Source organism: Aminobacter sp. J44, assembly GCF_007829415.1.
Classification (GTDB): domain Bacteria; phylum Pseudomonadota; class Alphaproteobacteria; order Rhizobiales; family Rhizobiaceae; genus Aerobium.
On record NZ_VLJG01000002.1, the window covers coordinates 49,348 to 62,864 of the forward strand.

At 64.8% G+C, this 13,517-nt stretch carries 10 protein-coding genes; 2 read left to right on the top strand and 8 right to left on the bottom strand.

The annotated features are described in order from the left end of the window. Positions 1 to 283: 283 nt before the first annotated feature. Both L610_RS01150 and L610_RS01155 read right to left on the bottom strand, forming a co-directional pair. On the bottom strand, positions 284 to 3,010 hold the full coding sequence (locus L610_RS01150; protein WP_144701760.1) for a molybdopterin-dependent oxidoreductase: 2,727 nt from the start codon (positions 3,008 to 3,010) through the stop codon (positions 284 to 286). Continuing rightward, complete coding sequence (locus tag L610_RS01155; RefSeq protein WP_024847300.1) at positions 3,007 to 3,864, bottom strand: xanthine dehydrogenase family protein subunit M; 858 nt, start codon at positions 3,862 to 3,864, stop codon at positions 3,007 to 3,009. Before L610_RS01155 ends, L610_RS01150 begins: the two co-directional genes overlap by 4 nt. A 128-nt stretch (positions 3,865 to 3,992) precedes the next feature. Between L610_RS01155 and pncA the strand changes: the two genes are divergently transcribed. After that, entirely contained in the window at positions 3,993 to 4,592 is a 600-nt protein-coding gene (pncA, locus tag L610_RS01160) for a bifunctional nicotinamidase/pyrazinamidase (protein WP_024847299.1), read from the top strand. A gap of 764 nt (positions 4,593 to 5,356) precedes the next feature. Further along, the gene (locus tag L610_RS01165) at positions 5,357 to 6,466 is read left to right on the top strand and encodes an NADH:flavin oxidoreductase/NADH oxidase (protein WP_024847298.1); all 1,110 of its coding nucleotides are present in this window, start codon (positions 5,357 to 5,359) and stop codon (positions 6,464 to 6,466) included. 323 nt (positions 6,467 to 6,789) lie between these two features. On the opposite strand, the gene L610_RS01170 is transcribed toward L610_RS01165, so the two are convergent. From L610_RS01170 to L610_RS01195, 6 genes are all read right to left on the bottom strand, one after another. Continuing rightward, positions 6,790 to 7,497 (bottom strand): ABC transporter ATP-binding protein, encoded by a 708-nt coding sequence (locus L610_RS01170; protein ID WP_024847297.1) that lies wholly within the window; start codon positions 7,495 to 7,497, stop codon positions 6,790 to 6,792. Continuing rightward, a complete protein-coding gene (locus L610_RS01175) occupies positions 7,490 to 8,224 on the bottom strand; it encodes an ABC transporter ATP-binding protein (protein WP_024847296.1) in 735 nt (244 codons plus the stop codon). Before L610_RS01175 ends, L610_RS01170 begins: the two co-directional genes overlap by 8 nt. Then, entirely contained in the window at positions 8,221 to 9,186 is a 966-nt protein-coding gene (locus tag L610_RS01180; protein WP_371712927.1) for a branched-chain amino acid ABC transporter permease, read from the bottom strand. Before L610_RS01180 ends, L610_RS01175 begins: the two co-directional genes overlap by 4 nt. Beyond that, a complete protein-coding gene (locus L610_RS01185; protein ID WP_024847294.1) occupies positions 9,183 to 10,067 on the bottom strand; it encodes a branched-chain amino acid ABC transporter permease in 885 nt (294 codons plus the stop codon). Before L610_RS01185 ends, L610_RS01180 begins: the two co-directional genes overlap by 4 nt. 373 nt (positions 10,068 to 10,440) lie before the next feature. Further along, entirely contained in the window at positions 10,441 to 11,745 is a 1,305-nt protein-coding gene (locus L610_RS01190; RefSeq protein WP_024847293.1) for an ABC transporter substrate-binding protein, read from the bottom strand. Between the two features lie 126 nt (positions 11,746 to 11,871). Next, on the bottom strand, positions 11,872 to 13,194 hold the full coding sequence (locus tag L610_RS01195; RefSeq protein WP_246658882.1) for a hypothetical protein: 1,323 nt from the start codon (positions 13,192 to 13,194) through the stop codon (positions 11,872 to 11,874). Between the last annotated feature and the right edge of the window lie 323 nt (positions 13,195 to 13,517).

The following is a 13,517-nucleotide window of genomic DNA, read 5'->3' on the forward strand; positions in this document are numbered from 1 at the left end:
CCACCCCTAACCCCTCCCCACAAGGGGGAGGGGGATTTTGGAAGCCGTTGGTCGGTAAGGTCGCACTTCGTGGCGCAGATCAGCTCTCGCAGTCCCGATGTCCGCCGCGGCCTTGCTTGCTGAAGATGCTCAGGTGCGATGGCTTTCTCTCGAACGGTCGGGGTAACTCCGCACCTGAAAACCGGCAGGCATTTGCGACTACCAACATTCCCCTCCCCCTTGTGGGGAGGGGTTAGGGGTGGGGGTAAATTCCCTGTCCCCAACATCTCAGGCATCATACCCATCACCCGCCCCTCGCCTGCCGAAAGGCTGCCAGCACCCGGTCGGGCGTGGCGGGGACCTTGGTGATCTTCGCCCCGCAGGCATGGCGGATGGCGTTGACGATCGCCGGTGCCGTCGGGATCAGCACATGCTCCCCGAGCCCCTTCGCGCCATAGGGCCCTTCGGCGTCGGGAACCTCGATCAGGATTGTCTCGATCGGCGGTACGTCGCCAATGGTGGGGATGAGATAGTCGTGCAGGTTCTCGGTGCGGCCCGGAACGTATTCCTCCATCAGCGCAAGCCCTATACCCTGCGCGATGCCGCCTTCGACTTGGCCTTCCGCGAGCAAGGGGTTGATCGCGCGGCCCACATCATGCGCGGCGGTGATTTTGATGAGCCTGACGGTCCCCAGCGCCAGATCGACCTCAAGCTCCGCCATCTGCGCGCCCCAGCCATAGACGGCGTACGGCTTGCCCTGGCCGTTGGCGTCGAGCGGAACGGTCGGCGGATCATAGCTCTCGAAGGCGCGGAACACGAAACCGTTCTCGTCCACCGGCAACTGCGACAGGTCGATCGTTCGGCTCGCTTCACCCTCGCCCACCGTGAGCTTGCCGCCCTCCAGCGACAGCCGCGCCTCCCCCGACACATTGGCGAAGCGCAGGATCTTTTCACGCAACGAGCGCGCCGACAACTCGGCCGCCTTGCCCGAAACGTAGGTCTGGCGCGAGCCGGAGGTCTTGCCGGCGTCCGGCGTCAGTGCCGTGTCGCCATAGACGAACCTGAATTTTTCGAGCGGCATGCCGAGCGCCTCGGCGGCGATTTGGACGATGACCGTGTTGGAACCCTGGCCGATGTCGACCGCACCCTGGTGCAGCACGACACGACCGTCGGCCGTCACGCCCATCTTCATCGTCGACGGGTTGGGAATGCCGGTATTGCCGCAGCCGTACCAGCAAGAGGCAATGCCCACGCCGCGCTTGACCCCATCGTGCGTCGCGTTGAACGCAGCCGCATCGGCCAGCGCCCGCTGCCAGTGCCGCTGCAAGGCGGCGAGGCAGGCAACAATGCCGACGCCCGTGTCCATTACATGCCCGCTCACCGTGGGCAGGCCGTTGCACAGCGCATTCTTCAGCCGCAGCTCCAGACGGTCGATGCCGAGCTTGTCCGCAAGCTCATCATAGAGCGTTTCCTGCATCAGCGCCGCCTGCGGCACGCCAAATCCACGGAAGGCGCCGGAGATCGGACCGTTGGTGTGCACGCCGCGGCCGATCGCGCGATAATTCGGGGTGTAGTAGGGCCCCGATGCATGCACCGGCACGCGCACCGCAACCGTTGGGCCCCAGCTTGCATAGGCGCCGGTGTTGAACTCGCCTTCGAAGCTCATGCCGACGATGCGGCCTGCCGCGTCCGCACCGATCGTCGCCGTCATCGAAGCCGGATGCCGCTTGGTGGTCGAAGCCATCGACTCCTGGCGCGTGTAGACCATCGCCGCCGGTCGCCCCGTCTTCAGCGCGACGAGACCGATCAGCGGCTGCACCGACAGATCGAGCTTGGAGCCAAACCCGCCGCCGGTCGCGGTCGGAATCACCCGCACCTTCTCGCGCGGCAGGCCTAGCACCATTGCCGTGTCGTCACGGTCCATCACCGGCGACTGGGTGCAGGCCTTGATGACCAGCACGTCGCCGTCCATGTACGCGTAGCCTGCTTCGGGCTCGATATAGGCGTGCTCGACATAGGAGGTCTCGAGCGAGCCGCTGACCACGACGGCCGCGCTCGCGAGCGCCTCCTCCACATCGCCGCGCACAACGCGGCCCTCAAGCATCACGTTGTTCTCGCGGCCTTCATGCAGCTGGATGAAGCCGTTTTTCGCCACGTCCGGCGTCAGCGCATGCGGCAGTTCCTCCCACTCGATCGGGAAGGTCGACAGGTCGAGCGCAGCAATGGCCTCGCGCTCGCCGGCCACAACCGCCACTGCTTCTCCACGGAACCGCACCTTGCCGTCTGCCAGCGCCGGCTGGTCGGCAAAGGCAGGGATGACGCCAAAGGCATTGCGCCCGTCGATGTCCTTTGCGGTGAAAACGCCGACGATGCCCGGGTTTCTTGCCACGAACGCATCGAGGTCGCCGAACGAGAACTTCGCGTCCCAATAGGGCGAACGGATCGCTACCACCGCCAGCGCGTCGTCCGGCACCCCGTCCGCGCCGAACATTTCCGTCCCGCGCACTTTCGGCTCGCCATCGAGACGCGGAATGGCGGCGCCCACGCCCCAGTCGTTCGACGGCCATGGCGATAGCAGGCCTGCCTCCATCACCGCCCGGATAATCTTGCGATAGCCTGTGCAGCGGCACAGGATCCCGCCCAGCGCATCCTCGACCTCTTGCTCCGTCGGGTGTGGGTTCTTTTCCAGCAATGCGGTGCCCGCGACCAGGAAGGCCGGCGTGCAGATGCCGCACTGGGCAGCACCGTGGCGCAGGAACGATTCCTGCAGCGCCGACAGGCTGCCATTCGCCAGCCCCTCGACCGTCCGCACCTTTGCGCCGGCGGCGCTTGCGACTGGCATCAGACAGGCGCAGACCGGCTCGCCATCGACCAGTACGGTGCAGGCGCCGCAGTCGCCCGCGTCGCAGCCAACCTTGGTTCCGATCAGCTTGAGTTCATCGCGAAGAACTGCCGAGAGCCGGGCGAGCGGCGAAACGTCGAGCGCGTGCGCCTTTCCGTTGACCTCGATGGAAAGGCGCATCCCGCTCATGCCGCTGCCCTGCCTGTGTCTTCACGGAGGCTCGCCAGCACGGCGCGGCCGACGATCTCCCGCGCTGCCTGCCGCCGGTAATCAGCGGTGGCGCGCACGTCGTCGATGGGTTGAAGTTCGTCGAAGGGATATTGCGCGATCAGCGCTTCCAGTTCGCCGGGCGCAGCCCCTTTCATGGCGGCTTCCAGACCTGCGATCCGCTTGGCGACCGGCGAGCAGGCACCAACGGCAATCGCCGCCTCCTCGATACGTCCGGACGCATCACCGACGACCCTCACCGCCGCCATCGCGATCGAGATGACGAGATAGCGCCGCGCGCCAAGCTTCACGAAATGCGAGCGCCCCTTCACGGCCGCTTTCGGCACGCGGATTGCTGTCACCAGTTCGTCCTGCCGCCTTGCAGTGACGCGATTGCCGAGAATGAATCCGCCGACGGGCAGATGCCGCACGCCGCTTGCCGAACGCAGCTCGACCTCCGCGTCGAGCACCAATAGCGGCGGCACGCCGTCGGCGGCGGGCGACGCGTTGCAGAGATTGCCGGCGATGGTCCCGGTATTCTGCACCTGAATCGAGCCCACCTCGCGCGCAGCCATGCGCAGCGCTTCGAAGGCCGGTGAAAGATGGCGCGCCGCAGCGATCTCGCTCCAGCTGGTGCGCGCTCCAAAGACGTAATGAGTGTGGGTTTCGCTTATGCCGCGCAGCTCATCCAGCGCGTTGAGATCGAGCACGTCATCGCGTATGGGGCGTGTGCCCTGCGCGGGGTAGAAGTCGGTTCCGCCGGCGATGAGCCGCCAGCTCCCGTCTCCGAGAAGCGCGATTGCCTCGTCCAGTGACTTCGGTTTCGCGTAGCGCATCTGATATGCTCCGTAAGCAAAATCATGCGCCGAAATTCGTTCGTATGCAAACAATATTCCGCAAGGTTAACCTGGCCCTCGTCCGGTATAGTTGAAGCCTTGCCGCAACTCTTTGGAAGGAGAAATTGATGAGTGCCACCGCCCTGATCGTCGTCGACTTGCAGAACGACTTCTGCCCGGGAGGCGCGCTCGCCGTTTCCGGCGGCGACGAGATCGTGCCGCTGGTGAACCGACTGATCGGCGAGTTCGAGCACGTCATCCTGACGCAGGACTGGCACCCGGCCGGCCACTCCAGCTTCGCCTCCTCGCATCCTGGCAAGGAGCCCTTCAGCACCGTCGAGATGCCCTATGGCCCGCAGACGCTGTGGCCGGACCATTGCGTGCAGGGCACCAGGGGCGCAGAATTTCATCCGGGCCTCGAATGGACCAAGGCCGAGCTTGTCATCCGCAAGGGCTTTCGCACCGCGATCGACTCCTACTCGACCTTCTTCGAGAACGACCACAAGACGCCGACGGGCCTTGCCGGCTATCTGCGCGAGCGCGGCATCACCGACCTGACGCTGGTTGGCCTCGCCACCGACTTCTGCGTCGCCTATTCGGCGATCGACGCGCGGCGGCTGGGCTTCAACGCGAAGGTCCTGCTCGACGGGTGCCGCGCCATCGACCTCGGCGGCTCGCTGGATACGATGAAGCAGCAAATGGTCCAGGAAGGCGTGGTGGTGGAGTAGAAGGGCTACGAGGCAGCCTGCCGCGCGTTGCTTCGCAAGCGGCCGCGCCCCGGCAGCTCTCAGAGGCAGATCGCTGCATGATGTGGAAGCCGCGCGCGTGTCGGACGATTGAAGACGGAACGCCGGTGCCCAGCAGCCCCCTCCACCATTCTGCGCATGGTCCCCCTCCCCCAGAAATGGGGGAGGATCCGGGGGCGGCCCCTTCGCCCGAGTTGTGGTCCCTACCCTTCGTCGCAGCAGTCGGTCCGAGGGGCGGGTGCCCAACAGCGCGGTGGAGTTTCTACGCGACGCATTGGCACTCGTTTCCGCATTATTTCCACCTGCACGCCCTGGGATCCTCCCCTGCGAAGCGGGGGAGGTGTCGCCGAAGGCGACGGAGGGGGCTGTTAGAGCGCCAACCCTGAAGTACATCTGGATGACATCTTCCGTCCCCATCAGCGGCCACGTTGACAGCTGACAACCATCGTCTCGACCCGCACGATTTGGGATCCTCCCTTGCAATGCGGGGGACGTGGCACGAAGGCGACGGAGGGGCTCATTCAGAGCCAGTCTTGCAGTCGGATCCCCTAACCCACCGGGGATTGCTGGCCTGATGGGCACACAATTGACGGACGCTGCGCTACTTCGCCAACAACACCTTGCCCGTCCGCCTTTCGCGACGAGCTCTCATAATGACGTTACCGGCTGTCCATCTTCCCACGGGTCAGTCTTATGTTTTCATCACCTCATCCTGATTCCCAGATCCGCACCTTGAGAGAATTTCAATGGCATCACGACTGTTCACTCCGATCGAGGTCGGCAAGCTGAAGCTCGCCAACCGCATCGTCATCGCGCCGATGTGCATGTATTCGGCCGAAGATGGCTGCATGACCGACTGGCACCAGATCCACTACGGCAACCTGGCTCTCTCGGGAGCCGCGCTCCTGACCATCGAGGCCACGGCGGTCGTGCCGGAAGGCCGCATCACCTATGGCGATGTTGGCCTGTGGGACGACAGGACCGAAGCGGCGATGGGCCGCGTCCTCGACTCCGTCCGCCGGTGGTCGGATATGCCGATCGCCGTGCAGCTGGCACATGCGGGCCGCAAGGCGTCCACCGAGAAGCCGTGGCTGGGCGGAAAGCAGGTCTCGCCCGATCATCCGAACGGCTGGCAGACGGTCGCGCCATCCGCGGTGCCATTCCAGAGCACCGACAATGCGCCGCTCAGCCTCGACCGTGACGGGCTCAAGCGCGTCCGCGAAGGTTTCGCCGCCGCAGCGAAGCGCGCTGCCCGGCTTGGGATCGACGGCATCCAGATCCACGGCGCGCATGGCTACCTGCTGCACCAGTTCCTGTCACCTCTGTCCAATCAGCGCGACGACGAGTATGGCGGCAGCCCCGAGAGCCGCATGCGCTTCCCGCTGGAAGTCTTTGACGCGGTCCGTCAGGCCTTTACGGCCGACCGGCCCGTATCGATCCGCGTGTCGGGCACCGACTGGGTCGAAGGCGGCTGGGACATTGAGCAGACGATTGAGTTTGCCAAGGCTCTGGAAGCGCGAGGTTGCGACGCCATCCATGTGTCGAGCGGCGGCCTCCACCCGGACCAGAAGATCCCGCTCGGTCCGAGCTATCAGGTGCCGCTGGCGCGCGCGGTGAAACAGGCGGTCAACATGCCGGTCATCACCGTGGGCCTGATTACCGATTACGAGCAGGCCGAGGCAATCGTCAGCACCGGCGATGCGGACATGGTCGGCCTTGCCCGCACCATCCTCTACGACCCGCGCTGGCCCTGGCATGCGGCAGCGCATCTCGGCGCAACCGTGTCGGCGCCCAACCAGTATCTGCGCTGCCAGCCGCATCGCCTGCGCTCGCTCTTCGACGTCGAGAAGAAGTAGCAGGTTTTGGGGAGCGTCCGGGGATGCTTCGTCTCAGGACATTCCTGTGAGACGGTTCGCCCCGGCAGCCCCCCACCATGCTTCGCATGGTCCCCCTCCCCCATAAATGGGGGAGGATCCGGATGCCGTGCAGGTTGAAAGGATAGCCGAGCAGGCTTCGTTGTGGGGTAAGCACACCACTGATGAAGCCCAGAGCCAGAGGATCCTCCCCTGCGAGCGGGGGAGGTGGCACGAAGCGCCGGAGGGGGCGTCTGGCGCCATGATCAAAGCACGACAGGCGACGTCAGCCGGAACCGATGATGCAAGGGAGCATCTCGCTCCCCCTAGCTCACCCCCACATACCGCCGCACATAATCCGGATCCGCCCGCACATCTTCGACCGGCACCGTCTCGCGGTTCTGACCATTCTCGATAAATGCCACGCGGTCGGCGAGTGACAGCACCGCGTCGACGCGCTGTTCCACGAGAATCGTCGAGACGCCGCGCTGGCGCAGTTCCGCCACCGCCTCGCGGATGCGGGCAATCATCGAGGGCATCAGGCCCTCGGTCGGCTCGTCGAGGAGCAGCACATCGGGTTCGATGCAAAGCGCTCGGGCCATTGCCAGCATCTGCTGCTCACCGCCCGATAGCGTGCCGGAGCGCTGCGACAGGCGCTCGCGCAGCACCGGAAACAGCCCCAGCACCGATTCACGTGTAACGTCGCCCTTGCCGCGGGTCATCAGGCCGATCTCGAGGTTTTCGGCGACCGTGAGCTCGGCAAACAGCCGCCTGCCCTGCGGCACGTATGCAACGCCGGTCTTAGGCACCTCGTGCGCCGGCAGTTTCGTCAGATCCTTGCCGTCCTTGATGATATGGCCGGCGCGCACGCTGACAAGACCCATGATCGACTTCAGCGCCGTTGTCTTGCCGGCACCGTTGCGGCCGAGCAGGCACAGCACCTCGCCTTTCTTCAGCGTCAGCTCGAAGCCGCGCAGCACCTGCACCTCGCCGTAATAGGCGTCGAGCCCGGAGATCGTCAGCGCGTCAGCCATGGCTGCCTCCGAGATAGGCGTCCTGCACGGCGACGTTGGCACGGATTTCCTCCGGCGAGCCCTCGGCGAGGATCTTGCCGAAGCTCAGCACCGTGATCTTCTGCGCGAGTTCCATCACCACCTGCATGTTGTGCTCGATCAGCATGACGGTCGCATCGCGCGCGACCTCGCGCACCAGCGCAATGAAGGTCTCGATCTCGCCGTCCGAAAGCCCCTGAGTCGGCTCGTCGAGGATGAGGAGGCGCGGCTGCAGCGCAAGGCCCATCGCAACTTCAAGCAGGCGCTGGTGGCCGTAGGAAAGGTTGCCGGCAAGCGTTTCCGCGCGCCCCGCGAGCCCGACGCGCTCGAGTGCCTCCTCAACGCCGCTCGCCAGCGCCCCATGCGTGACGCGCCCTTTTGCCAGCAGCCTGCGCTGCACCGAGAGCGCGACGTTGTCGTAGACGGTGAGCTTTGGAAAGATGCTGGTGATCTGGAAGGTGTAGGCAATGCCCGCCAGCACCCGCTTGTGCGCCGGCATGCTCGTGATGTCCGCACCGTCTAGCAGGATGGTGCCTTCCGACGGCTGGATGCGGCCGCAGATCAGGCTGACGAAGGTGGTTTTGCCGGCACCATTCGGGCCGATCACCGCACGGATCTCGCCCTTGTCAAGCCGGAAGTCGACCCCGTCAACAGCCTTCAGTCCGCCAAAGTGCTTCGTCAGCCCCCTCGTCTCGATGAGCGGCGTCATGGCAGCCATTTCGCCCACCTCTCGCGAATGGTCCCGAGCAGCCCCTTGGGGAAGAACAGGATCAGCAGGATCAACGCCACACCGACCAGCAGCAGATAAGCGGACGTCAGACCCGACGTGTAGTCGATGATGTAAAACATGAAGAACGTGCCGATCAGCGGCCCCAGCGTGGTCGCGGCGCCACCCGCCAGCACCCAGAGGAGCGGCAGGATAGAGTACTGGATCGAGGCAAAGCCCSAGCCGACATAACCGAACAGGATGCCGTAGGCAGCACCGGCCCCCGCGCAGAAGGTGCCGGAAAGCACCACCGCCGACAGCTTTGCCCGAAAAGTATCGTAGCCCAGCATGCGCATCCGCTCCTCGTTCTCACGGATCGCGACCAGCGTGCGCCCGAACGGCGAGCGCACCAGCCAGAGCGAAAGGAGCAGCACGATCGAGAACAGCGCCCAGCCGATCAGGTAGCGCAGCGATGGCTCCGACAGGCTGATCGCCGTGCCGCCAAGGTCAAGCGTGCGCATGGCGGGCGTCAGCACCAACCCTTCTTCGCCACGCGTCCAGGTCGTGAAGAACAGCGAGGTGAGATAGCCCACCTGCGCGAACATCATCGTCACGATCATGAAGGCGACGCCAGTCGTGCGCAGCGCAAGCAGTCCGATCACCAGTGCCAGCAGCGCGCCCGAAACGATGCCGCTGGCAAAGGAAACCGGCACGTTCCAGCCGAGATGGTAGATCGGTAACCCCGCGCCATACATGCCGGCGGCGAAGAACATCGCGTGGCCAAGGCTGAGCAGCCCGGTGTAGCCGAACAGCAGATTGTAGCCCATCGCGAAGACGGCCAGCACCAGCACGCGCGAGAACACGCTCCGATGGTATTCGGGCAGCACGTAATTGGCGGCAAGCAGCACCGCGATGACGGCGAGGTGCAGAAAAATGTCCTTGCGGGTCGAGCGGGGCATAGTCATTTCGCCACCGTCCCGAACAGGCCCTGCGGGCGGAACACCAGCACCATCGCCACCAGCAGCGTCGCCAGCATTTTTGCCAGCGTCGGCGAGAAATAGAGCGTCGAGATGATGCCGTCGGAAAGGCCGATCAGCAGCGCGGCGATGATCGTGCCGCGCAGCGAGCCGAGGCCACCGATGATGACGACGATGAAGGAGAGGAGCAGCGGGTCGCGCCCCATCAGGTAGTGCGCCTGCTGGATCGGCACGACCAGCACCGCCGCCGTTGCCGCCAGCATCGCGCCGAGCGCAAACACGCCGGCATAGACGCGGTCGACCGGGATGCCGAAGGCGAGCGCGGTTTCGCGATCATACTGGGTAGCCCGCATGATGAGACCGATCTTCGTGCGCGTCAGCACGAACCAGGTCGCCAGCATCAGCACGATGGCGGCGAAGATCACGAACAGCTTGTAGCCGGAATAGCCGAACCAGGGCAGCTGGACGCGCACGTTGAACGGCGCCTGCACCGGCCGTGCATCCGCGCCATAGAAGGTCAAGGCCAGTTGCTGGATGATGTAGAGAAGGCCGATGGTGGCGACGATCGTCGCCTCGGGATCATAGTTCAGCTGGCGTAGCACCAGCCGCTCGGATAGCATCGCCACACCGCCAACCACGAGTGGCGCGACGAGGAGCGCGGCGACGAAACCGATGGACGGATGGCCGGCGAATGCAGTCGAGATCGCCCAGGCCAGCACGGCGCCCAGCATGAACATCTCGCCATGGGCGACATTAACGATGCGCATGACGCCGAATACCAGCGACAGGCCGAGCGCCGTCAGCGCCAGCACCGCCGCCATGACGAGGCCCTCCATCGTCGCCAGCAGGAACATCGGGCCGAACGACATCAGCTTCTCCCTGCATGCGTAAACTGTCGGCGCAATTTACCCCCACCCCTAACCCCTCCCCACAAGGGGAAGGGGGATCGGGAGAGGTTTGCACCGATCGATTTCTGAAAAACCACCGCAGCAAAACCACGCGGCTCTAGCTGAGGGATAACGCTGAAATCCCCCTCCCCCTTGTGGGGAGGGGTAAGGGGTTGGGGTGCAAATCCCGTCGCCGCCGCGCGTTCGGGCACCAAGGAGAGCTGGTCGCAGGAACTCCCCTGCTGCCCTTGTCCGCTCCCCTCACATCGCCGCACCGACCTTTCCCCTCCCCGCACGCGGGGAGAGGCTTCAGCCAGGGCGGACTTGTGCCAGCGGAGCCGGATCAGCTTGCGCCTCAAAGCGGCTGGGTGGTGTAGTCGGCTTCGGGTTCGTACAGGCCGTCCTCGATCGAGGTGCGGTGCACCACGTTGAGGCGGCCGTTCTCTACCACCGAGATGTTCTGCGTACCGAACACCTGGTGGAGCTTGCCGTTGAACACCTTTGCGCCCTGCGGATGCTCCGCGCCTTCCGGAATGTCGGTGATGGCTTCGGTCGCCTCGATCAGCTTGGCGCGATCTTCCGGCCCCTTGTAGTCAGCCGCTTCCATCGCCTGCTTGATGATGTAGAGCGTCTCCCAGCAGCCAAACATGTGCGCCGCGGTCGACACGTCCTTCGGGTCGTTGACACTGGCGCCATTGTCGTCGAGACCGACGGCTGCGCGATAGGCCTTCTCATGTTCGCTGGCATTCGCCTGCAGGTAGCGCGGCGAGCCTTCCCAGAAGTGCGAGCCCTCGAGGAATTCGAGGCCGGGGCTGTTGATGTCGACCGCCTCGAGTGAGTCGATGAAGCCGAACAGTTTCGGGCCGCTGCCGCCGTAGAACTCGCCGAGTTCCTTGACGAAGGTGAGCACGGCCGGGCCGACCATGACGTGGTAGATCACGTCGATGTCCGACGGGATCTGCGGGAAATAGCGGGTGAAGGAGGTCTCGGTGGGCGGGATGGCGATCTTCGCCACCACCTGGCCGCCCTGCTCCTCGACGGCCGGCGCGAAGAAGTCGCGGTGGTCGTGGCCGAACGCATAGTCCGGATAGATCATCGTGACCTTCTTGCCGACATTGTTCATGATCCACGGTGCGACCGAGCGGCACTGCTGGCGCACGTCGGTGATGCCTGGCTGCACGACCCAGCGGTTCATCTTGCCGGAGGCGACGTGATAGCCCTCGGAGACAACATAATACGGGATCTTGAGCTCGCCCGCCGCCGGCGAGGACCCGACGACGACATGGCTGAACAGCGTGCCGTAGATCAGGTCAACCTTGTGCTGGTTGGCGAATTTCTCGACCACTTCGGCGCCGCGTGCGGCGTCGGTGCCATCATCCTCGATGACGATCTCGATCGGGCGGCCGTTGATGCCGCCGGCCTCGTTGATCGCCTTCACGGCGGCGGCGGTGGTGCGCTCGTACCAGCGCCCATAGGCGGCGCCGATGCCTGTGCGGTGTGCCTGGAAACCGATCTTGATCGGTGCGGAAGACTGCGCCTGCGCATAGCGCACGAAGCCCGGTGTGGTGCCGAGCGCGGCCGCGGCGCCAAGCCCCTTCAGGGCGCTGCGTCGGGATATCGAACTTGTCAGGATGCTGGAAGAATGCACGATGTCGGTCATCATTGATCCCCTTCACAAACCCGCGCCGAACGCTGCGCATCCCCGCACAGCCTGCCCAACGCTACGTCAATTGGTACAGGGTTAGGCCACCGTTCCGCAACAAGGCAATTTGCAGGAACGGTTTTGTCACCCGGCCGTCGGGGAGGAGAGCAGCCACAGGCCGAACACGGTATAACCGGCCATCAGCGCCGCCAGCGGCAGCTGGCTTGACGCTGCGTCTCTCGCGCTCCCGTAAAGCCGTGCGGCAATAACATGTGCGACGAGCACCGCAAGCACGTGCCCGCCGATAATCGCAGCCGATTGCAGGTTCCACACAAGCCACGCGGACTGGGCCCCCATCAGCAGCCCCGCCTGCACATGCATGCCGGCCGTACCGAACAGGTCGAGACCGTTCATCAGCGGATCGGACAACGCCGAGAGCGCATACTGGCCATTGATCACCAGCACGACGAGATAGTGCGAGAAGTGATAGGCCATCGAGATCGGGATGATCGACCACACTAGCGTGCCCGCCGCGCGGCCAAAGCCCGCCGGAGCGCGCGTCAGCCGCTCGCCGAGCCAGACGGCCAAGAGAAACGCGGTGGACAGAAGCACGAACATGGCGACCATGCCGAAGCTCGATATGCCAATGACGGAACTGCGGCCGGTGAACTCGAGCGGATTGATGCCGAACAGGCCGAACCAGAAGAAGGTGCGCATCAGCCCGTCGAACGAGACGGTTGAAAGCGCCAGTAGCAGGAAGAGCGTGCCCGACAGCGGCAGCGGCTTTGTCCCCACGAGCTTCGCGCCCGGCAGGCACAGGGCAAGGCGCCTGCACCCTTCTCCATCATCCTTGCTGTCAAGGATCGCGAGGCGCGAAATCATTCGCAGGAACACGGAAAGACATTCGCCCCGCTGCATCCAGGCTTCATAGCCGAAGGCGACCGCAGCCACGAGGTTCACCGCAAAGTAGGCAGAGACCGCCACCGCCAGCCGTGCCGGATCGTCCGGCGCCGGATAGACGAGCTCGAACCATGCGAAGGCGAAGAATTGTACGATGGCCGGCCAGTAGCCTAGCCACGCTGGCATGCGATCGCCCGTGCCGCGCCCGAGCAAACGAGAAAGAAGCCGCGCCGGCAGGTACCACGGATTGATCCAGCGCCAGAGGTCGCCGGCAATGCCCTGCAGGAGCGTCAGCCCCACCCAGAACACTGTCCACACCATCAGCGGCAGCGGATTGGACAGGGGATCGCGGCTGCCGATAAATCCGATCACGACCAGCGCCGCGAGAATCGCCAGGCAAAGAAGACTACCGGCCAGCCGCAGCTTGTCGGGTACCGCGAACAGCCTGATGCGGACATCGGCAAATCGGTTGAGGACGGTGAGCGAGCCGACCGCCAGCACCGTGAAGGTCAGCGCCACAGCGACTGCGCCGCCCGCGAGATAATAGTTGGTGGGAAGAAGCAGCACATGGCCTCGGTCCGTGGCATGCGCCAGCGCCTCGCCGGGCACCAGGCATGCCGAGGCCAGCGCGGCCGCAAGGCGCGCGCATGCGCTTCTGCTCCGCCGGCTTCTGTCCCGGCTATTTGGCCCGGTGATTCTCTGCATCCTTCCCCCGCGCATCGCGGCTACCGGCTGAACCTAGTTGATGCGCGCGGTTTTCAGCAACGCCGGGACGCTGCTTGCCACGGCATTTGCGCGGTCAGGACAGAAAGAATGAAGGACGCATGCATTTGGCGAAGTTTTCCCCTTGTCGGACCGCCCGTCCTTCGCTATGTGTGCGCCCGCGCCAG